This window comes from Variovorax sp. Varisp41 (assembly GCF_047325085.1).
Taxonomy (GTDB): domain Bacteria; phylum Pseudomonadota; class Gammaproteobacteria; order Burkholderiales; family Burkholderiaceae_C; genus Variovorax.
Genome location: NZ_CP168540.1, coordinates 4,903,740 through 4,922,116 on the forward strand (window position 1 = coordinate 4,903,740; position 18,377 = coordinate 4,922,116).

Consider the following 18,377-nt stretch of genomic DNA (forward strand, 5'->3'; position numbering starts at 1 on the left):
TGGGTGTCTCTGATGTTCTCGTGGCGTGGCGCGTCACAGGCGTCAGCCGTCCTCGCGAATCTGCCGCCCCGTGAGCTTGAGGAACAGGTCCTCGAGGTTCGCGGGCCGGTGGAAGGTGCGCAGGCCCGGGTGCTGCGACAGCGCCTCGAGCAGGCGGCGCGCGTCCTGCGTGTAGAAGAACACCGTCTCGCCGCTGACCTCCACGCGCGCGGCCAGGGCGCGCAGTGCGTCGACGTTCGCCAGCGCGAGCGCGCCGTTGCCGTAGACCTCGACCACGTCGGGCTCGAGGTGCTCGGCGATCAGGTCGCGCGGGCGGCCCTCGGCGATCTTGCGGCCGTGGTCGAGCACCAGCAGGCGCGAGCACAGGCGCTCGGCCTCGTCCATGAAGTGGGTGGTCAGCAGGATCGACTTGCCCTGCTGCAGCAGCACCTGCAGGCGCTCCCACATCAGGTGGCGCGCCTGCGGGTCGAGGCCGGTGGTGGGTTCGTCGAGCAGCAGCAGCTTGGGGTCGTTGACCAGCGCGCGCGCCAGCGAGAGCCGGCGCCGCATGCCGCCCGAGAGCTCGCCGGGCTTGGCATCGGCCTTGTGCGAGAGCGCCGCGAACTCGAGCAGCTGCGGCACGCGCTCGCGCACCTGCTTCTTCGCGAAGCCGAAGTAGCGGCCGTAGACCACGAGGTTCTCGGCGCAGCTGAAGTCGGGGTCGAGGGTGTCGAACTGCGACACCACGCCGAGCTGCGCCTTGATCGCGAGCGCGTCGCGCGGCATCTGCAGGCCCAGCGCCTCGATGCTGCCGCCGTCGGGCGCGGTGAGGCCCAGGCACATGCGGATGGTGGTGGTCTTGCCGGCGCCGTTCGGGCCGATCACGCCCAGGCATTCGCCGGGCGCGATGTCGAACGAGAGATCGTCGACCACCGTGGTGTCGCCGTAGCGCTTGCGCAGGTTCGCCACGCGAAAGAGCGGCTCGGCGGGCGCGGCGGCCGGCGAGGGGGGAACGGCAGCTTGGGAGGAGGAGTACACGGGCTGGACCTGGAAGGAGAAAGACGAGGAGGGCCGCGGAACGCGACGATTCTGACGCAGGCCGGCGCGCGGCGCCGTCCGTCGGAGGACCAGGGTTCATCGCGAGTCCACGGCGCGCGCGAGCGATACACAATCGCGGCTTCGCCGGCCCCGGCCGCGTTCCGTCCACGCATCCTTTCGTCCGAACTTCCATGCAGACCCGCCACAGGCCGTGCACTTTCTTCCTCCGGGGCCGCGGCCGATGAGGGCATCGACCTCGTCGCGGCCCTGGCGCGCGCTGCTGCTCGTGCTGTGCAGCGCGCTGCTCGCGGCCTGCGCGCCCTTCCATCGTTCGATCGGCGCGGCGGAGCGCGCGAAGCTGCCCGAGGTCGACGTGCGCGTGGTGGTCGCGCAGGAGAGCTTCATGTTCTCGGCCCAGCCGCCCGGCGCGGCCGCGGCGCTCGGGGGAGGCATGATCGGCGCGCTGATCGACTCCTCGGTGCAGCAGGCGCGGCAGAAGGAGATGAGCGCCGAGGTCGGCGCCACGGTCGGGCCGCTGCTCGACTACGACTACCGCACCGAGGCCGGCATCGCGCTCGGCGAGATCGGTGCCACCGGCCTCCATCCGCCGCTGCGCATCGCCTCGGCGCAGGTGCTGCCCGCGATGCCGCCCAAGGCGCAGCACGAGGCGCGCATCGCGGCCACGCGCAACGGGCCCGCCTACCTCGTGCTGCTGCTGCAGTACGCGCTCGAGCCGGGGCTCGGCGCCTTCACCACGCGCACCACCGCGCTGCTGTGGCAGGGTGGCGGCAGCGAGCCGGTCTACCGCGCGGGCGCGATCTACCAGTCGCCGATCGGCGGCGGCACGCGGCCCACGGTGGTGCGGCGTCTGGTCGCCAACGATGGGCAGGCGCTGCGCGCCGTGATGCGCGACTCGGTGATGCAGACCCTGCGCCTGTTCGCGCTCGACATCGCGGGCGCGCGCGCGGGGCCGGTGAAGACCGCGCGCTTCAACGTCAACGGCACCTGGGTCGTGATCGGCGGCCAGGGCATCGAGGACACGCAGGCCGGCGCGCCGCGCGTGCTGTTCCGCGACGAGGACAAGGCGCTCTATTCGATCCGGAGCACCGTGCCATGACGCGCCTTCGCTTCCATCGCACCGCGGCGCTCGTGCTGCTGGCCTGCGCGCTGACGCCGTGGGCGCACGCGGTCGACGAGAACGAGCCGCTGAGCATGGTCTTCGAGTCCTCGCCCGAGCCCGGGCAGCGGCCCGACGAGGCACCGGTGCTGGCGTTCCGCATCGCGCAGCGCTGCACGCTGTTCGTCGCGCGCGTCGACGACATCCGCCGCAACAAGAGCCACATGGGCAACCTCACGCGCATGATGCCGACGGTGCATGCCACGCCGCGCCGCGTGGAGTCGCTGCGCGGCGGCGATGCCGTGCCCTGGGTGCGCGACGCGTTGCTGGCCACGCGCCGCTACGGCTTCGACACGCTCGCGGCCGCGCCGCCGGCCGCGGGCCTGGCGCGCCGCCAGCTCGGCGCCGAGGTCTCGCTGCGGCTCGCGCATGCCTGGTCGGTCGACCTCAACCTGGTGTCGCACGTGGCGATCAAGGTCGACTACCGGCTGCCGGGCGGCGCCACCGTCTCGCGCCAGTACCACGGCATGGGCACGCGCGCCAACTGGGCCAGCGCCAACGGCGAGTTCATGACGGTGCTGAACCTCGGCCTCGAGGAAGCCGTGCGCGGCATGGTCAACGACGCCGAGCGGCTGTGCGACGGCCGGCCGCTGCCGCCCGAGGCACCCTGAGCGACAGGGCTACATCCGCAGCCCGGTGAACTCGTCCTTCATCCAGTCGATGAAGGCACGCGTGCGCGCCGGCAGCAGCCGCGCGTTCGGATAGACCACGCTGACCGGGCGCGGCGGCGGTTCGAAGTCCTCGAGCACCAGCGCGAGCCGGCCCTGCGCCACCAGCGGCAGCACCTGGTAGGAGAAGAAGGTGCCGAAGCCCATGCCGGCGGCGCAGGCCTCGACGGCGGGTGCGAGGTGGTTGAACTCGAGCCGCGTGACGGTCGCCACATGGATGGTGCGGCTGCCTTCGTGAAAGCTCCATTGCGCGGGCGCGTCGATCCGGCCGCGCACCGCGGGCGCGCCGGCCAGGTCGCGCGGATGGCATGGCGTGCCGTGGCGCTTCAGGTAGTCGGGGCTCGCGGCCACCACGCGGCGGATGCTGCCGAGGGTCTGCGCGACCAGCGAGGAATCTTCGAGGCTGCCGATGCGGATGCCCACGTCGATGCCTTCCTCGAGCAGGTTCACCGTGCGGTCGTACAGCAGCACGCTGCAGCGCACGCGCGCATGGCGCTGCATGAAGCGCGTGATCGCGGGCGCCACGTACATGTGGCCGAACAGCACCGGCGCGGTGATCGCGAGCCGGCCCTCGGGCTCGCGCGCCTCGGCCTGCAGCGCGAGGTCGGCGGCATCGGCCGCCAGCAGCACCTCGCGCGCGGCGGGCAGATAGTGGCGGCCTTCCTCGGTCAGCGACAGCCGCCGCGTGGTGCGATGGAACAGCCGCACGCCCAGGTGCGCCTCGAGCGCCGCGAGCGCGCGCACTACCGCGGGCAGCGAGCTGCCGAGCGCCTCGGCGGCGCGGGTCAGGCTGCCCTGGTCGGCAATCTGCACGAAGGTCTGCATGGCCTTGAAGCGATCCATCGGGCGATTAGATCGGATTCATCCGAAAAACGCAGCAGTCAAATCCGGGGATGCGTATTTATCCGATCGACGCAAGAGCGAAGAATCGATGCCGACGCCATCACTTCGAGGATTCCGCCCATGACCGCTCCCCGCCAACCGGCCCGGCCCATCAAGCTCTACGGCACGCCGGTCTCGGGCCACGTGCATCGCGTGCGCCTGTTCCTGACGCTGCTCGACCTGCCCTTCGAGGCCATCGACATCGACATGCGCGCCCGCGCCAACCGCGCGCCCGACTTCCTCGCGCGCAATGCCTTCGGCCAGGTGCCGGTGATCGAGGACGGCGAGCTCACGCTCGCCGACTCGAACGCGATCCTGGTCTACCTCAACGAGCGCTATGCCCCCGACCCCGGCCGCTGGATGCCGCGCGATGCCTACGGCGCGGCGCAGGTGCAGCGCTGGTTCTCGGTGGCCGCGGGCCAGCTCGCCTTCGGGCCGGCGGCCGCGCGCGTTTACGCGCTGTTCGGCCGGCCCGACGATCCGAGCGAGGTGCGCAAGCGCGCCCATGCGCTGTTCGAGGTGATGGAGCAGCATCTCGCGGCCCAGCCCTTCCTGGCCGGCGAATCGGTCACGCTGGCCGACATCGCGAACTACGCCTATGTGGCCCATGCGCCCGAGGGCGGCGTGCCGCTCGATGCCTATGCGAACGTGCGGCGGTGGCTCGCGCGCGTCGAGGCGCTGCCGGGCTTCGTGCCGATGGTGCGCTCGCCGGTCGCGCGGGCCGCCTGAGAGCTTTCGCCATGATCGACATCCCCTTCCACGCCGGCGAGCGCGCAATGCAGCTGCAGGCCGGCTCGCGCGAGGTCATGGCCATGGCGGGGCCGCGCGTGATCCGCGACTTCATGCCCGACCAGCACCGCGATTTCTTCGCGCTGCTGCCCTTCCTCGTCACCGGCAGCATCGACGCACAGGGCCAGCCCTGGGCCAGCATGCTGGCCGCGCCGGCCGGCTTCGCGCATTCGCCCGACCCGGCGCACCTGCGCATCGATGCGCTGCCCGATGCCGGCGATCCGCTCGCGGCCTCGCTGCGCGACGGCGCGACGTTCGGGCTGCTCGGCATCCAGCCGCACACGCGGCGGCGCAACCGCATGAACGGCACGGTCGAGGCGCTCGACGCGGCGGGCTTCACGCTCGAGGTGCAGCAGAGCTTCGGCAACTGCCCGAAGTACATCCAGGCGCGCGAGCCCGTCTACCGGCCGCCGGCCTCGGCGCCCGCGGCGGTGCAGCGGCTCGATGGGCTCGACGACGCGGCACGCGCCTTGATCCGGCGCGCCGACACGCTGTTCATCGCGAGTGCCCATCCCGCGAGCGCGGCCATCGACGGCGACGAGGTCGATGCCAGCGCGCGCGGCGTCGACGTCTCGCACCGCGGCGGCCGGCCCGGCTTCGTGCGCGTGGACGACATCGGCGGCGGTGTGCTGACGGTGCCCGACTTCACGGGCAACCGCTTCTTCAACACCCTGGGCAACCTGCTGGCCTATCCGCGCGCGGGTCTGTTGTTCGTCGACTTCGACAGCGGCGAGATGCTGCATGTCGCGGCCACGGCCGAGATCGTGATCGACGGGCCCGAGCTCGCGTCCTTCGAGGGCGCCGAGCGGCTGCTGCGGCTGCGCGTGCAGCAGGTGCTGCGCCGGCCCGGCGCGCTGCCGCTGCGCTGGGGCGCGGCGCAGCTGTCGCCGTTCCTGGAACGCATGGGGCAGTGGGCCGAGGCAACGGCCTGAGTACCGGGCGCCGTGTTCAGTCGAACTGCGGAATGCGCCCGTTGACCGAGGGCCGATAGCGCCGGCCGCGCTCGAGCAGCCGCTCGACCTCGGCGCGGCGCTCGCGCAGCAGGGCCTCGAGCCCGGCCGCCGCGAGCGTGCAGGCCAGCGCCTGTCCCGGGCACGCATGCAGGCCATGCCCGAAGCCCAGCATGCGGCGCCGCGCGCGCAGCGGCTGGAAGCGATCGGGCTCGGGATTGAAGGCCGGATCGCGGTTCGCGGCAGCCAGCACCAGCAGCACCGCATCGCCCGCGGCCAGCGTCGTGCCCGCGATGTTGACCGGCTCGGCCACGAAGCGCCGCGTGTTGTGCACCGAGGGATCGTGGCGCGCGGTCTCCTGCACCACCATCTGCAGCCCGTCGCGCGTGGCGGCCGCCTCGCGCGCGGCCGGTTCGCGCCGCCAGGCGATCAGGCTATTGCCGAGCAGGCCGGCCGTGGCATCGCAGGTCTGCGACAGCAGGCCGACGAGGTTCGCGAGCAGCGCGCGCGAAGGCGGCGTGCCCGAGGGCTCGGCCTCGCGCACCGCAGCGAGCAGCGTGCCGCGCGTGGCCGGTCCGTCGGCCGCCAGGGCCTCGAAGCGCGTCATCAGCGCGGCCGCGGCCACGCTCGCCGCGCTCAGCTGCGCCTCGCTCGACAGCGGCGACAGGCAGGCCACGAAGTCGCGCATCCAGCCATCGACCCGCGGCAGCGCCGCATCGCCGAAGCCCAGCAGCCGCGCCACCGCGCGCAGCGGGATCGAGAACAGCGCATCCGACAGCGGCAGCGCGCGCGTGCCCGTGGCCGCTTCGAGCGCGATGGCATGCGCGCCCTGCAGGTCGAGGCCCGCGAGCGCGCGCTGCAGCGCCGGCCGGTGCGCCTGGTGCGCCGCGCCTTCGTTCATGCGCACCAGGTGGCCGAAGACCTCGCCCGCGGGCTGGCCGACGATGGCGCGCGGCACCGGCTCGGCGGCCGGGCGCACGCGCAGCGCGCCGTGGACCTGCAGCAGCGTCTCGATGACCTCGGCGCGGCTCGCGACCCACAGGCGCAGCGTGGCGTTCCAGGCCAGCGGCGGGCCGTCGCGCAGGGTGGCGTAGTAGGGATAGGGATCGGGATGCACGACGGCCTTGACGGGGTCGGCCGGGGGCATCGTCTCGAGGGTGGGGTGCGGCGTGCTCATGGCCGAAGTCTGCGCCGCCCGTGTCCGCCACACTTCGCTCGCGGCCGAAGTGTGGGATGGCATGGCGCCTTAGGATCGCCGCATGAACACCGCCGCCTCCGCGAACCCGGACCTCCAGCTCGCCCGCCTCGCCGGCGCCATCGCCGAGCCCGCGCGCGCCCGCATGCTCAGCTGCCTGATGGACGGCCATGCACGCACCGCCACCGAGCTCGCGACCGTGGCCGAGGTCGCGCCCTCGACCGCGAGCGCGCACCTCGCGCGGCTCAGGGAGGAGCGGCTGGTCGCGCTGCTGGTGCAGGGCAAGCACCGCTACTTCCGGCTCGCCGACGACGACGTGGCGGCCGCGCTCGAAGGCCTGATGGTGGTGGCCGGCGCGCCGCGCGTGGCCGGGTTCAAGCCCAGCACGCCGAGCCGGCTGCGCAGCGCGCGCACCTGCTACGACCACATGGCGGGCACGGCGGGCGTCGCGCTGCACGACCGGCTGCATGCGCAGGGCTGGCTCAGCGGCCTCGCGAGCGGCTCCTACGAACTCACGACCGAGGGCGCGGTCGCGCTCGAGAGCCTGGGCGTGGAGGTCGACGCGGTGCGGCGTTCGCGCCGCCGCTTCGCCTGCGCCTGCCTCGACTGGAGCGAGCGCCGCCCGCACCTGGGTGGCGCGCTCGGCGCCGCCTGGCTGCAGCTCTCGCTGAAACGCGGCTGGGTGCGCCAGGAGCTCGACGGCCGCGCGCTCGCGCTCACGCCCAAGGCCGTGCGCGAGATGCCCGAGCTGTTCGCGGGTGCCTGATCGGGCCTCGAATCAGGCCTTGAGCTTGAGCAGGTAGATCAGCGGGCCCGCCATCGCGGTGTCGAGCTCGAGGAAGCCCTCGAAGTCCTTGCCCGCCATCCAGTAGGCGTCCCAGTTGTTCTTCCGGATGGTCTTCTGCCAGAGGTCGGCCACGGTCGCGCGACGCACCGCCTCGAGCAGCACCGCGCGCCGCTCGGGCGTCACCTTCTTGCCGGTGAGCACGCCGCGCCAGTTGGCGAGGTCGGCGTCCACGCCCTGCTCGCGCACCGAGGGGATGCCGAGGAAGGGGCGCCTGGCCGACACGCCGATGGCGCGCAGCTTGCCGCTCGCGAGGGCCTCGCTGAATTCGCTGTAGCCCGAGATGCCGGCCGCCGACTTGCCCGACTCGAGCGACTCCACCACCTGCGCGCCGCCCGGGTGCGGCTGGTAGACCAGCGCCGCGGTGTTGCCCGCCACGCGCGCCAGCATGCCGGCGTACATGTGGTCCACGCCGCCGGCCGAACCGCCGGCGATCACGGTCCTGGCGGCGTCGGCGCGCAACTGGGCGATCAGGTCCTTGGGCGTCTTGATCGGCGAATCGGCGCGCACCGCGACCACCTCGTAGTCGCTCGTGAGGCGCGCCACCGGCGCCACCTGGGCCAGCGTCACGGCCGGCTTCTGCAGCGCCACCGCGCCGACCATCACCATGCCGCTCATCAGGATCGCGTCGGGATCGGCGTCGTACTTCTCGACGTACTTCGCGAGGCCGATGGTGCCGCCCTTGCCGCCGATGTTCTCGTAGGCCACGTCGCCCACCGCGCCCGAGGCCAGCATCGCGGCGCCGAGCGCGCGGCCGGTCTGGTCCCAGCCGCCGCCCTCGTTGGCGGGGATCACGATGCGCAGCTTCGCGGTCAGCTGCGGCTCGGCCGCGCGCGCGGCCCCGGTTCCCAGCACGGCCATCGCGCCCAGCCAGGCATGGAAGCGCCGGCGTCCGGGCGAAGGCGGCAGGGCGGTCGGGTGCGGCATGTTTGTTTCCGATTGTCTAAAAAGGTAAACAAATGATGGCGCAAGGCGCCTGTCGTGTCGGTGACAGGCACCCAGGGGAAAACCCGGGGAATGGGCCCTCGGCCCTGCCAAATGCGGAACTAAGTCACGCTTTGGGCCGACGCGGCCTCACTGGAACGCCACTTCCGCGAAGCTGCGCAGCTTGCGGCTGTGCAGCCGGGTCGAGCCTTCCTGGCGCAGGATTTCGATCGCCCGCATGCCGATGCGCAGGTGCTGCTCCACGCGCTCGCGGTAGAAGTGGTTGGCCATGCCGGGCAGCTTGATCTCGCCGTGCAGCGGCTTGTCGCTGACGCACAGCAGGGTGCCGTAGGGCACGCGGAAACGGAAGCCGTTGGCCGCGATGGTCGCGCTCTCCATGTCGAGCGCCACCGCGCGGCTCTGGCTGAAGCGGCGCTGCGGCTGGTTGCCGGGCAGCAGCTCCCAGTTGCGGTTGTCGGTGCTCGCCACCGTGCCGGTGCGCATGATCTTCTTGAGCTCGGGCCCCTCGCACTTGGTGACGTCGGCCACCGCCTGCTCGAGCGCGAGCTGGATCTCCGACAGCGCGGGGATCGGCACCCACAGCGGCAGCTCCTCGTCGAGCACGTGGTCCTCGCGCACGTAGGCGTGAGCCAGCACGTAGTCGCCGAGCTGCTGCGTGTTGCGCAGGCCCGCGCAGTGGCCCAGCATCATCCAGGCATGCGGGCGCAGCACCGCGATGTGGTCGGTGATGGTCTTGGCATTGGCCGGGCCGACGCCGATGTTGACCATGGTGATGCCGCTGCAGTCCTCGCGCACCAGGTGGTAGGCCGGCATCTGCGGCAGCCGCGGCGGCGCCGTGCCCTGGCTGCCGTCGAGCAGGTGGCCGAAGGTGGCGCTGGCGCCGGCCGAGAGCCCGCGCCGGCGCGTCACCACGTTGCCGGGCTCGATGAAGGCGATGTACTCGCTGTTCTCGTCGGCCATCGCCTCGTGGCCCAGGCGCACGAACTCGTCGATGTAGAACTGGTAGTTGGTGAACAGCACGAAGTTCTGGAACCAGTCGGGCAGGGTGCCCGTGTAGTGGCGCAGCCGGTGCAGCGAGTAGTCGACGCGCGCGCCCGTGAACAGCGCCAGCGGCTGTGCCTCGCCGGGCAGCGCCTCGAAGGTGCCGTTGGCGATGCCGTCGTCCATCGCGCCCAGGTCGGGCAGGTCGAACACGTCGCGCATCAGCGCGCGCCGCTCGGGGCTCATCGTGCCCTCGATGTGGTCGTTCTCGGCGAACGAGAAATGGATCGGGATCGGCTGCGTGCTGGTGCCCACCTCGAGCTCGACCTGGTGGTTCTCGAGCAGCAGCCGGAACTGGTCGAGGTAGTAGCGCGCATAGAGGTCGGGCCGCGTCAGCGTGGTCTCGTAGCGCCCGGGCCCGGCCACGAAGCCGTAGCTCAGGCCGGCATTGGCCGGCGGCGTGTGGCGCGCCACCGTGTGGGTGTGGACCCGCACGAAGGGATAGCAGGCGCGCACGCGGCCCGGCAGCTCGTCGCCGTCCACGAAGCGCAGCATCGATTCGCGCAGATGGGCGAGTCCGCCCTGGTAGATGGCCTTCACCTGGTCGAGCGCGGCGGCGGCGTCGGTGAAGCGGGCGGGTGCGACGAAGGGGGGCATGTAGGGCATGGCGGCATTGTGCAATGCCGTCGTGACCGCTCGCGGGCTGGAGCCTCAGGCCAGCAGGCAGCCCAGCACCTTCGCGAGCATGTCGTCCACATCCGCCGCGGGCACCGCGCCCGGCAGCGCGATGTCGCCGTGCATCACGAACACCGGCTTGCCCCACTTCAGGCCCATCGCCATCTCCGACAGCGTGCCCATGTTGCCGCCGATGGCGACCAGGCACAGGCCGCTGCGCGCGACGATGCCGTTGCGCAGCTCGCCCATGCCGGTGGGGATGGCCACGCCGAGCCATTCGTTGGCGTTGCGGTCGTCGTCCTCGGGCAGGATGCCCACGGCGATGCCGCCGGCCTCGGCGGCGCCGCGCGAGGCCGCGGCCATCACGCCGCCGCGCCCGCCGCACACCACCGCCATGCCCGCGCCGGCCAGCGCATGCGCCACCGCATAGGCGGCCTCGCACTCGGCCGGGCCGCCATCGCCGGGGCCGATGATCGCCACCGGCTGGCGATGGCGATCGGGGCCGCGCTGCCGCTGCGCGAGGCGCGCGAGCGCTTCAATGACCGGCGCCGACCGCACCGCGTTCACGCCTTCGCGCAAGCACATCGCCCACTCCCATCACGATCACGCACACCACCATCAGCACCAGCGACAGGGCCGCCGCCACCGCGAAATCGGAACCGCCGTCGCCCACCTGCGCCAAGAGCATCAGCGGCAGGATGTTGAGCTGCGTGCCCACCAGCGCCAGCGCCGTGCCGTAGGTGCCCATCGCGATCGCGGCCACCATGCAGGCGTTCGACAGCACCGAGGGCGCGACCTCGGGCAGCACCGTGTCCCAGAAGGCCCGCGCGCGCGAGGCGCCGAGCGTGCGCGCGGCCTGCGCCGGGCGCGGGTCGAGGTTGGCGAACACCGGGTACAGCGACAGCGCCACGCGCGGGATCAGGTAGTAGGCATAGGCGAAGCCCAGGCCCGACACGCTGTAGATCCAGCTGCCGAGCACGGCGGGATCGGCGCCGAGCCCGGCCATGAGCTGGGTCACGAAGCCCGCGCGGCCGAAGGCCAGGATGAAGCCGTAGGCGATCACCAGCCCCGAGAAGGCCAGCGGCAGGCCCAGCAAGGTCATCAGCCACTGGCGCCGCGCGGCCGGCTGGCGCGCGAGCTCGATCGCGATGCAGGTGCCGACCAGCGCCGACACCGCGCCCGCCGCCAGCCCGAGCGCCAGCGTGTTGCGCAGCGCGCCGAAGAACAGCGGGTTGCCGACGAGCCGGCCGAAGGCGCTGCCGCGCTCGGCGAAGGCCTCGGGCAGCAGCGCCGCCAGCGGCACCGCGAAGAACAGCGCCATGAAGGCCCAGGCGGGCCAGGCGCCGAAGCGTCTCATCACGAAGCGCCTACTTCCCCAGCGCGGCCTGGGCCCAGAGCTTGTCGAGCTCTGCCTTGCGCTCCGAGGCCTTCACCACGTCGAGCGGGCGGATCTGCGGCGCGGCCGGCATCTTGGCGGCGACGTCGGCGGACAGCGGCGTGCCCGGCACGGCGGGCCGCACGAAGCCCTGCGCGAACAGCGACTGGCCGGCCTCGCTCATGATGAAGTTGAGCCACAGCTTGCCGGCGTTCGGGTTCGGGCCGTTCTTCACCAGGCTGATCGCATAGGGCGCGGCCACGCTGGCCTCCTTCGGGATCACGACCTCGACCGCGTCGCCCATGCCGTCGACATGCTTGGCCTTGAGGCCGTCGTTCTCGTAGCTGATCCAGACCGGGATCTCGCCCTTGAGGAACTTGGCGTAAGGCGTGGTGCCTTCCACGCGCAGCACGTTGCCGGCCGCATGCAGCTTGCCGAGGTAGTCGGTGCCGGGCTGCACGTTGTCGACGCCGCCGCCGTTGGCATAGGCCGCGGCGAAGGTCAGCACCTGGCCGATGCCGGTGGAGCGCGGGTCGAGGTAGACCACCGTGCTCTTGAACTCGGGCTTGAGCAGGTCGGCCCAGCCGGTGGGCACGTTCTTCACCAGCTTCCTGTTCACGAGGAACGCGATGTTGAGCGTGTGGATGGTGAACCAGCGGCCCTCGGCCTCGCGGAACACGGCCGGCAGCTTGTCGAAGTTGACGGGCTTGAACGGCGCGACCACGTCCTTCTTCGCGGCATCGACGGCCGAGGCCGCGAAGTAGTAGGCGGTGTCGGCCTGCGGGCGGCGTTTCGTTTTTTCCAGCGCGACCACGGTGGCGGCCGAGCCGATGTCGTTGTAGGTCAGCTCGATCTCGGGATAGCGCTTCTTGAAGTCGCGGAACAGCGACTTCCAGTTGGCCCATTCGGGGCCGGTGTCGAAGGAGACGCACAGGCCTTCCTTCTGCGCCTCGGCATAGAGCGCCTTCTCGCCCGCGTAGAGCTCGGGGCCGTCGAAGGCGAAGGCGGTGCGCGCGAGCGCCAGCACGGGCAGGGCGCCGGCGGCCTGGATCAGATGTCTGCGTTGCATGGGAGTGGCTCCTTGGGAGGAAGGGATGTCAGTGGTCGAGCAGGCGAAGGTGTTCGGGCGCGATCGCGATGGCCTCGGTGGCCGGCCGCGCCGATTCGGCGAGAAAGGGCCTGGGCGCGCCCGGCACCTCGAAGTCGTAGCGCGTCAGCGAGCCCAGGTAGCGCTGCGCGCCGCAGCGGCCCGCGATGCGGTTCGGCGTGCCGGGCGCGGGATCGGCCGCGATGTGCTCGGGCCGCACCAGCACGTGCAGCGCGGTGCCGGGCGCGCGCATGCCGGTGGGCGCCGCGAGCTGGGCGAAGCCCAGGTCCAGCTTGTTGAGGTCCGCCACCTTGGCCGGCAGGATCGTCGAGAGCCCGACGAACTCGGCCACCGCGCGGCTCGCGGGCTCTTCGTAGATCTCGCGCGGCGTGGCGATCTGCAGCAGCCGCCCATCCTTGAGCATCGCCACGCGGTCGGCCATGGCGAGCGCCTCTTCCTGGTCGTGCGTGACCAGCAAGGTGGTGGCGCCGAAGCGCTGCTGGATCGCGCGGATCTGGTCGCGCAGGTGGCCGCGCACGCCGGCATCGAGCGCCGACAGCGGCTCGTCGAGCAGCAGCGCGCGCGGGTCGATCGCGAGCGCGCGCGCCAGCGCCACGCGCTGCTGCTGCCCGCCCGAGAGCTGCGCGACGGCGCGCCGCGCGTACTCGCCCAGGCCCACGGTGTCGAGCAAGACCTGCGCGCGCTGGCGGCGCTCGGCGGTCGCCACCTTGCGCAGCTTGAGGCCGTAGGCCACGTTGTCGAGCACGCTCAGGTGCGGGAACAGCGCATAGCTCTGGAACACCATGCCGATGTGGCGCCGGTGCACCGGCGTGCGCGACATGTCCTCGCCGTCGAGCGCGATGCGGCCCGTGTGGCCGGTCTCGAGGCCCGACACCAGCTTGAGCAGCGTCGACTTGCCCGAGCCGCTGGGCCCGATCACCGCGACCAGCTCGCCGGTGCGCACGTCGAGCGAGACCTCGTGCAGCCCGTGCGTGCTGCCGGGGTAGTTGTAGCTGACCGTGTCGAGGAGGAGGCTCATGGCGTGACGGCGCGTTGCTTCACCAGGGAGGAGGAAAGAAGCGCCGACGCGCTCGCCAGCACCAGGAGGATGACGGTGGCCGCGCAGGCGAAGCCCGTGGCGCCGTAGAAGGCCTGCAGCAGCACCACCGGGTAGGTGCGGTTCTGGAAGCTGGTGAGCAGGTTCGACACGCCGAACTCGCCGACCGAGATCGCCGCCACCATCACCAGCCCGCTGATCAGGCTCTGGCGCAGGCTCGGCAGCACGATGCCGCTGAACTGCTGCCAGCCCGTGGCGCCGAGCGTGGCCGCGGCCTGCTCGAGCCGGTCCAGGTCGAGGTGGCGCAGGTCGGTCAGCAGCGTGTTCGTGAGGTAGGGCAGCGTGAGGATCGCGTGCGCCGCGATCAACAGCGGCATCGAGCCCAGCCAGGGCGCGAGGTCGGTGTTGAACACGATCATGTAGCCGAAGGCCAGCGTGATCGCCGGCACCGCCACCGGCGTGGCGCTCACGATGCGCGCCGCCAGGCTGCCGCCGCGCCGCGCGCCGTGATACAGCGCATAGGCCAGCGGCAGCGCCAGCACGGTGTTGATCGCGCAGGCCGAGAGCGCCACCACCAGGCTGCTCACGAAGGCCTTGCGAAACGAGGTGTCGAGCCAGAGGTCGACATACCACTGCCCGGTCAGGCCCGTGGGCAGCAGCGTGTTGGTCCAGTTGCCGCCCACGCTGCCGACCAGCAGCAGGGCGATGGGCAGCAGCAGGTACAGGCCGTAGAGGAGCGAGATGCCGCGAACCAAGGGTATGTCTCCGTGTCACGCGCGGCCGGCATACTTTCCGGATGCGCTACTGTCTGCGCCGGGTCTTCCGCCGCATCGGCCTGAATTCTAGGAAGCGCCTTCGTATTCATGGGTGAAAGTTGGATGACGACACTTGAGCTGTTGGCAACTGTTTTTCACCGAACTTTCATCAACCGGAGCCATGCATGAAGCGCGACTGCCCCACCATCCAGGAGCTGCTGGCCTTCGACGCGGTGGCGCGTCACGAGAGCCTGACGCTCGCGGCCGGCGCCCTGTGCATCACCGTGAGCGCGGTCAGCAAGCAGATCGCGGGTCTCGAGGCCTTCCTCGGCCGCGCCCTGTTGCAGAAGAACGGGCGCGGCGTGCAGCTCACGCCGCAGGGCCGCGTCTACTGGCAGAAGATCGCTGGCGGCCTGCGCGCGATCGAGACCGCCACCTTCGAGGCGCGCTCGGGCGATGCCGGCGCCGGCCTGCTCACGCTCGCGAGCGTGCCCACCTTCCTCACCAAGTGGCTGATCCCGCGGCTGCCGGCCTTCAGCCAGAAGAGCCGCCACGTCATGCTGAGCTTCAGCCGCCATCTCGAGCCCAGCGACGGCATCCCGGCCGGGGTCGACGCGGCGATCCGCTACGGCCCCGACGGCTGGCCTGGCGTGGTGTCCGAATACATCGCGGGCCGCGAGTTCGTGCTGATCGTGGCGCGCTCGCTGGTCGAGGGGCGGCACCGCATCGCGCAGCCGGCCGACATCCTCGGCCACACGCTGCTGCACCACGAGGGCGCGCCCACCGCGTGGCGCCAATGGGCCGCGCAGCACGGCGTGCCCGAGGTGCAGACCGTGGCCGGCCCGCGCTTCGCGCAGTACTCGGCGCTGATCCAGGCCGCGCTCAACGGCCTGGGCATCGGCCTGGTGCCGAAGCTGCTGGTGCAGGAGGAGTTCGCCGAGGGCTCGCTGCTCAGTCCCTGCGGCACGCCGGTCGGCGTGAACCAGGGCCACTACCTCTGCTACCGGCCCGACCGGCTCGACCTGCCGGCCTTCGCGGCCTTTCGCGCCTGGCTGCTCGACGAGGGCCAGAAGTCGCGCGGCGTGGAGGCCGAGGCATGAAAACGCGCGAGTGGTTACGCTCGCCATCCCTTCTCACGACAAGGACGATGCATCGATGAAAGTCGCAGTCATGGGCGCCGGCGCGGTCGGCTGCTATTACGGCGCCATGCTGGCGCGCGCGGGCCACGAGGTGGTGCTGATCGGCCGGCCCGCGCACGTGGAGGCCGTGCGGGCCCGCGGCCTGCGCCTCGAGGCCCAGACCTTCGATGAGCACGTGCCCATGGCCGCGAGCACCGAGCCCGATGCCGTGCGGGGCGCCGACCTGGTGCTGTTCTGCGTCAAGTCGACCGACACCGAGGCCACCGCCGCGCAGATCGCGCCGCATCTCGCGCCCGGCGCGCTGGTGCTCACGCTGCAGAACGGCGTGGACAACGACGAGCGCGCGCGCTCCGTGCTGCGATCCCACGAGGTGGCCGCGGCCGTGGTCTATGTCGCGACCGGCATGGCGGGCCCGGGCCACGTCAAGCACAACGGCCGCGGCGAACTCGTGATCGCGCCCTCGGCCCGCGGCGAGGAAGTCGCGCAGGCGCTGCGCGCGGCCGGCGTGCCGACCGAGATCTCCGACAACGTGCGCGGCGCGCTGTGGGCCAAGCTGGTGCTCAACTGCGCCTACAACGCGTTGTCGGCGATCACGCAGCTGCCCTACGGCGTGCTGGTGCGCAACGAGGGCGTGCCCGGCGTGCTGCGCGACGTGGTGGCCGAATGCCTCGCGGTCGCGCGGGCCGAGGGCGTGACGATCCCGGGCGACATCGATGCCGCGGTGGCGGGCATCGCGCGCACCATGCCCGCGCAGTTCTCCTCGACCGCGCAGGACCTCGCGCGCGGCAAGCGCAGCGAGATCGACCATCTCAACGGCTTCGTGCTGCGCCGCGGCGAGGCGCTGGGCGTGCCGGTGCCGGTCAACCGGCTGCTGTGGACGCTGGTGCGGCTGCTCGAGGACAAGCCGGCGCGGGCCTGAACCGGGCCTCAGCCCGGCATCGGCTCGCGCATCGTCACGAACTCCTCGGCCGCGGTCGGGTGGATGCCCACCGTGCTGTCGAACATCGCCTTGGTGGCGCCCGCGCGCATCGCGACCGCGAAGCCCTGCACCACCTCGCCCGCGTCGGCGCCCACCATGTGCAGGCCCACCACGCGGTCGCTCTTGGTGTCGACCACCAGCTTCATGAAGGTGCGCTCGCTGCGGCCCGAGAGCGTGTGGCGCAGCGACTTGAACTCGCTCGAGAACACCGTGACCTGGCCGAACTTCGCGCGCGCGTCGAGCTCGCCGTAGCCGCAGGTGCCGATGTTCGGGTGCGTGAACACGGCGGTGGGAATGAACTCGTAGTCGAGCCGGCGCTTGCCCTTGCCGAACAGTTCGTCGACCACCACCATCGCCTCGGCCAGCGCCACCGGCGTGAGCTGCACGCGCGTGGAGACGTCGCCCACGGCGTAGATCGAAGGCACCGAACTGCGGTAGTGCGCATCGACTGCGATCGCGCCGCGCTCGTCGAGCGCCACGCCGGCGGCCTCGAGGCCCAGGCCCTGCGTGTTGGGCACGCGGCCGGTGGCGAACAGCACCGTGTCGGCCTCGATCTGCTGGCCGCGCGCGAGCGTGGCCACCAGGCCGTCGGCGGTGCGCGTGACCGAGGCCACTTCGCAGTTCAGGCGCACGTCGACGCCGGCCTTGCCCATCTCGTTGGCGAGGAACTGCCGCACGTCGTCGTCGAAGCCGGTCAGCAGGTGCGCGCGCCGGTGCAGCAGCGTGACCTTCGCGTCGAGCCCGTTGAAGATCGAGGCGAATTCGCAGGCGATGTAGCCGCCGCCCACCACCAGCAGGCGGCGCGGGAACGGGTCGAGGTCGAACATCGCATCGGAGGTCACGATGTGCTCGCGGCCCGGGATGTCGGGCACGAAGGGCGTGCCGCCGGTGGCCACCAGCAGGTGGCGCGCGGTGTAGCGCTTGCCGTCGACCTCCACCGTGTGGGCGTCGGCGAGCTGGGCCCAGCCCGTGACCAGCGTGACGCCCGCGTTCTTGAGCAGCGAGGCGTAGATGCCGTTGAGCCGCGAGATCTCTTTGGCGCGCTGCGACTTCAGGTGCGACCAGTCGAACACCGGCTCGCCGGGCAGCTGCCAGCCGTAGCCCGCGGCTTCCTCGAAGGACTCGGCATAGCCGGCCGCGTAGCTGTAGAGCTTCTTGGGAATGCAGCCGACGTTGACGCAGGTGCCGCCGAGTTCGGCGGCCTCGGCCAGGCCGACGCGGGCACCGGTCTGCGCGGCCATGCGTGCGGCGCGCACGCCGCCGCTGCCGCCGCCGATGACGAAGAGATCGAAGTCGAATGTGGACATGGGGGCTCCTTGGCCGCCGACTGTAGCGGTGCCTCGATGACGGTGCAGCCGGCGGGGCTTGACCCTGAAGCTGCTTCAGGGATTCCACTGGCACCGGGCTTCGCGGAGCTACATCGCCGCCGGCGGTGGCCGCGGGCCGCAACGACCAGGGAGAAGGACATGGGCATGTTGGAACGGCTTTTCGGCGGACATCGTGGCGCGCGGCATGGCGGCGGTCATCATGGGTCGCATGGCGGATACGGACAGGGTCAAGGACAGGGGCCGGGCGGCATCGCCTGCCCCGCCTGCCGTGCCGCCAACGCGGCGGGCGCACGCTTCTGCCAGCAATGCGGCAACTCGCTGCAGCCGGTGGCCTGCCGGCAGTGTGGCAGCACGCTGGCGGCGGGTGCGCGCTTCTGCGCCCAGTGCGGGCAGGCCTCGGACACGGCGCCGCGCGGCTGAGGCGCGGGCGCCGCCCCTCGCGCCGAGGCGCGAGAATCGGTGGCCGCCATCCGCGGCAACCGTCCGTGTCCCGAGGGGAAAAAGAAGAATGGAAAGACACTGCCTCGTTCGGCC

The 18,377-nt window shown here is 71.8% G+C and carries 19 protein-coding genes; 8 read left to right on the top strand and 11 right to left on the bottom strand.

Annotated features, from left to right (window positions below):
- Positions 1-42: 42 nt before the first annotated feature.
- Complete coding sequence (locus ACEN9J_RS22685) at positions 43-1,017, bottom strand: ATP-binding cassette domain-containing protein (RefSeq protein WP_413762119.1); 975 nt, start codon at positions 1,015-1,017, stop codon at positions 43-45.
- A gap of 241 nt (positions 1,018-1,258) precedes the next feature.
- Here ACEN9J_RS22685 and ACEN9J_RS22690 point away from each other — a divergent pair, with 241 nt between their 5' ends.
- Together ACEN9J_RS22690 and ACEN9J_RS22695 are read left to right on the top strand one after the other, a co-directional pair.
- Positions 1,259-2,134 (top strand): hypothetical protein, encoded by an 876-nt coding sequence (locus ACEN9J_RS22690; RefSeq protein ID WP_413762120.1) that lies wholly within the window; start codon positions 1,259-1,261, stop codon positions 2,132-2,134.
- Complete coding sequence (locus ACEN9J_RS22695; RefSeq protein ID WP_057592586.1) at positions 2,131-2,805, top strand: hypothetical protein; 675 nt, start codon at positions 2,131-2,133, stop codon at positions 2,803-2,805. The genes ACEN9J_RS22690 and ACEN9J_RS22695 overlap by 4 nt, the downstream gene beginning before the upstream one ends.
- Before the next feature lie 9 nt (positions 2,806-2,814).
- Here ACEN9J_RS22695 and ACEN9J_RS22700 read toward each other — a convergent pair whose 3' ends face one another.
- Positions 2,815-3,705 (bottom strand): LysR family transcriptional regulator, encoded by an 891-nt coding sequence (locus tag ACEN9J_RS22700; protein ID WP_413762121.1) that lies wholly within the window; start codon positions 3,703-3,705, stop codon positions 2,815-2,817.
- Positions 3,706-3,825: 120 nt separating this feature from the next.
- Between ACEN9J_RS22700 and ACEN9J_RS22705 the strand changes: the two genes are divergently transcribed.
- Both ACEN9J_RS22705 and ACEN9J_RS22710 read left to right on the top strand, forming a co-directional pair.
- Positions 3,826-4,473: a glutathione S-transferase family protein gene (locus tag ACEN9J_RS22705; RefSeq protein ID WP_261212282.1), complete on the top strand. Its 648-nt coding sequence runs from the start codon at positions 3,826-3,828 to the stop codon at positions 4,471-4,473.
- Positions 4,474-4,484: 11 nt separating this feature from the next.
- A complete protein-coding gene (locus tag ACEN9J_RS22710) occupies positions 4,485-5,465 on the top strand; it encodes a pyridoxamine 5'-phosphate oxidase family protein (protein ID WP_413762122.1) in 981 nt (326 codons plus the stop codon).
- A gap of 16 nt (positions 5,466-5,481) precedes the next feature.
- Here ACEN9J_RS22710 and ACEN9J_RS22715 read toward each other — a convergent pair whose 3' ends face one another.
- The gene (locus ACEN9J_RS22715) at positions 5,482-6,660 is read right to left on the bottom strand and encodes a cytochrome P450 (protein ID WP_413762123.1); all 1,179 of its coding nucleotides are present in this window, start codon (positions 6,658-6,660) and stop codon (positions 5,482-5,484) included.
- A gap of 82 nt (positions 6,661-6,742) precedes the next feature.
- On the opposite strand from ACEN9J_RS22715, the gene ACEN9J_RS22720 reads away from it, so the two are divergent.
- Positions 6,743-7,444 (top strand): ArsR/SmtB family transcription factor, encoded by a 702-nt coding sequence (locus ACEN9J_RS22720; RefSeq protein WP_203203208.1) that lies wholly within the window; start codon positions 6,743-6,745, stop codon positions 7,442-7,444.
- Between the two features lie 12 nt (positions 7,445-7,456).
- Here ACEN9J_RS22720 and ACEN9J_RS22725 read toward each other — a convergent pair whose 3' ends face one another.
- The 7 genes from ACEN9J_RS22725 to ACEN9J_RS22755 all read right to left on the bottom strand — a co-directional run bounded on the left by ACEN9J_RS22725 (position 7,457) and on the right by ACEN9J_RS22755 (position 14,397).
- Positions 7,457-8,449 (bottom strand): Bug family tripartite tricarboxylate transporter substrate binding protein, encoded by a 993-nt coding sequence (locus tag ACEN9J_RS22725; RefSeq protein WP_413762124.1) that lies wholly within the window; start codon positions 8,447-8,449, stop codon positions 7,457-7,459.
- Between the two features lie 147 nt (positions 8,450-8,596).
- The gene (locus ACEN9J_RS22730) at positions 8,597-10,114 is read right to left on the bottom strand and encodes an AMP nucleosidase (protein ID WP_413762125.1); all 1,518 of its coding nucleotides are present in this window, start codon (positions 10,112-10,114) and stop codon (positions 8,597-8,599) included.
- 45 nt (positions 10,115-10,159) lie between these two features.
- The gene (locus tag ACEN9J_RS22735; protein WP_057592598.1) at positions 10,160-10,708 is read right to left on the bottom strand and encodes a TIGR00725 family protein; all 549 of its coding nucleotides are present in this window, start codon (positions 10,706-10,708) and stop codon (positions 10,160-10,162) included.
- A complete protein-coding gene (locus ACEN9J_RS22740; RefSeq protein ID WP_057592579.1) occupies positions 10,659-11,480 on the bottom strand; it encodes an ABC transporter permease in 822 nt (273 codons plus the stop codon). The genes ACEN9J_RS22735 and ACEN9J_RS22740 overlap by 50 nt, the downstream gene beginning before the upstream one ends.
- Positions 11,481-11,490: 10 nt before the next feature.
- Positions 11,491-12,567: an extracellular solute-binding protein gene (locus ACEN9J_RS22745; RefSeq protein WP_064262350.1), complete on the bottom strand. Its 1,077-nt coding sequence runs from the start codon at positions 12,565-12,567 to the stop codon at positions 11,491-11,493.
- A gap of 28 nt (positions 12,568-12,595) precedes the next feature.
- Positions 12,596-13,624: an ABC transporter ATP-binding protein gene (locus ACEN9J_RS22750; protein ID WP_413762126.1), complete on the bottom strand. Its 1,029-nt coding sequence runs from the start codon at positions 13,622-13,624 to the stop codon at positions 12,596-12,598.
- On the bottom strand, positions 13,621-14,397 hold the full coding sequence (locus tag ACEN9J_RS22755) for an ABC transporter permease (RefSeq protein ID WP_057592577.1): 777 nt from the start codon (positions 14,395-14,397) through the stop codon (positions 13,621-13,623). Before ACEN9J_RS22755 ends, ACEN9J_RS22750 begins: the two co-directional genes overlap by 4 nt.
- Positions 14,398-14,582: 185 nt before the next feature.
- Here ACEN9J_RS22755 and ACEN9J_RS22760 point away from each other — a divergent pair, with 185 nt between their 5' ends.
- Together ACEN9J_RS22760 and ACEN9J_RS22765 are read left to right on the top strand one after the other, a co-directional pair.
- The gene (locus ACEN9J_RS22760; RefSeq protein ID WP_057592576.1) at positions 14,583-15,497 is read left to right on the top strand and encodes a LysR substrate-binding domain-containing protein; all 915 of its coding nucleotides are present in this window, start codon (positions 14,583-14,585) and stop codon (positions 15,495-15,497) included.
- A gap of 55 nt (positions 15,498-15,552) precedes the next feature.
- Positions 15,553-16,455 (top strand): ketopantoate reductase family protein, encoded by a 903-nt coding sequence (locus tag ACEN9J_RS22765; protein WP_413762127.1) that lies wholly within the window; start codon positions 15,553-15,555, stop codon positions 16,453-16,455.
- A gap of 8 nt (positions 16,456-16,463) precedes the next feature.
- Here ACEN9J_RS22765 and gorA read toward each other — a convergent pair whose 3' ends face one another.
- Complete coding sequence (gene gorA / locus ACEN9J_RS22770; protein ID WP_413762128.1) at positions 16,464-17,822, bottom strand: glutathione-disulfide reductase; 1,359 nt, start codon at positions 17,820-17,822, stop codon at positions 16,464-16,466.
- A 165-nt stretch (positions 17,823-17,987) separates the two neighbouring features.
- On the opposite strand from gorA, the gene ACEN9J_RS22775 reads away from it, so the two are divergent.
- Positions 17,988-18,263, top strand: a complete 276-nt coding sequence (locus tag ACEN9J_RS22775) for a double zinc ribbon domain-containing protein (RefSeq protein ID WP_413764595.1) — start codon at positions 17,988-17,990, stop codon at positions 18,261-18,263.
- The last annotated feature ends 114 nt before the right edge of the window (positions 18,264-18,377 follow it).

What these genes read in the sequence shown, in the direction of transcription:
- ACEN9J_RS22690 (WP_413762120.1), top strand. Translation starts at nt 1,259, where the DNA reads ATGAGGGCATCGACCTCGTCGCGGCCCTGGCGCGCGCTGCTGCTCGTG.
- ACEN9J_RS22695 (WP_057592586.1), top strand. Translation starts at nt 2,131, where the DNA reads ATGACGCGCCTTCGCTTCCATCGCACCGCGGCGCTCGTGCTGCTGGCC.
- ACEN9J_RS22700 (WP_413762121.1), bottom strand. Translation starts at nt 3,705, where the DNA reads ATGGATCGCTTCAAGGCCATGCAGACCTTCGTGCAGATTGCCGACCAG.
- ACEN9J_RS22705 (WP_261212282.1), top strand. Translation starts at nt 3,826, where the DNA reads ATGACCGCTCCCCGCCAACCGGCCCGGCCCATCAAGCTCTACGGCACG.
- ACEN9J_RS22710 (WP_413762122.1), top strand. Translation starts at nt 4,485, where the DNA reads ATGATCGACATCCCCTTCCACGCCGGCGAGCGCGCAATGCAGCTGCAG.
- ACEN9J_RS22715 (WP_413762123.1), bottom strand. Translation starts at nt 6,660, where the DNA reads ATGAGCACGCCGCACCCCACCCTCGAGACGATGCCCCCGGCCGACCCC.
- ACEN9J_RS22720 (WP_203203208.1), top strand. Translation starts at nt 6,743, where the DNA reads ATGAACACCGCCGCCTCCGCGAACCCGGACCTCCAGCTCGCCCGCCTC.
- ACEN9J_RS22725 (WP_413762124.1), bottom strand. Translation starts at nt 8,449, where the DNA reads ATGCCGCACCCGACCGCCCTGCCGCCTTCGCCCGGACGCCGGCGCTTC.
- ACEN9J_RS22730 (WP_413762125.1), bottom strand. Translation starts at nt 10,114, where the DNA reads ATGCCCTACATGCCCCCCTTCGTCGCACCCGCCCGCTTCACCGACGCC.
- ACEN9J_RS22735 (WP_057592598.1), bottom strand. Translation starts at nt 10,708, where the DNA reads ATGTGCTTGCGCGAAGGCGTGAACGCGGTGCGGTCGGCGCCGGTCATT.
- ACEN9J_RS22740 (WP_057592579.1), bottom strand. Translation starts at nt 11,480, where the DNA reads ATGAGACGCTTCGGCGCCTGGCCCGCCTGGGCCTTCATGGCGCTGTTC.
- ACEN9J_RS22745 (WP_064262350.1), bottom strand. Translation starts at nt 12,567, where the DNA reads ATGCAACGCAGACATCTGATCCAGGCCGCCGGCGCCCTGCCCGTGCTG.
- ACEN9J_RS22750 (WP_413762126.1), bottom strand. Translation starts at nt 13,624, where the DNA reads ATGAGCCTCCTCCTCGACACGGTCAGCTACAACTACCCCGGCAGCACG.
- ACEN9J_RS22760 (WP_057592576.1), top strand. Translation starts at nt 14,583, where the DNA reads ATGAAGCGCGACTGCCCCACCATCCAGGAGCTGCTGGCCTTCGACGCG.
- ACEN9J_RS22765 (WP_413762127.1), top strand. Translation starts at nt 15,553, where the DNA reads ATGAAAGTCGCAGTCATGGGCGCCGGCGCGGTCGGCTGCTATTACGGC.
- gorA (WP_413762128.1), bottom strand. Translation starts at nt 17,822, where the DNA reads ATGTCCACATTCGACTTCGATCTCTTCGTCATCGGCGGCGGCAGCGGC.
- ACEN9J_RS22775 (WP_413764595.1), top strand. Translation starts at nt 17,988, where the DNA reads ATGTTGGAACGGCTTTTCGGCGGACATCGTGGCGCGCGGCATGGCGGC.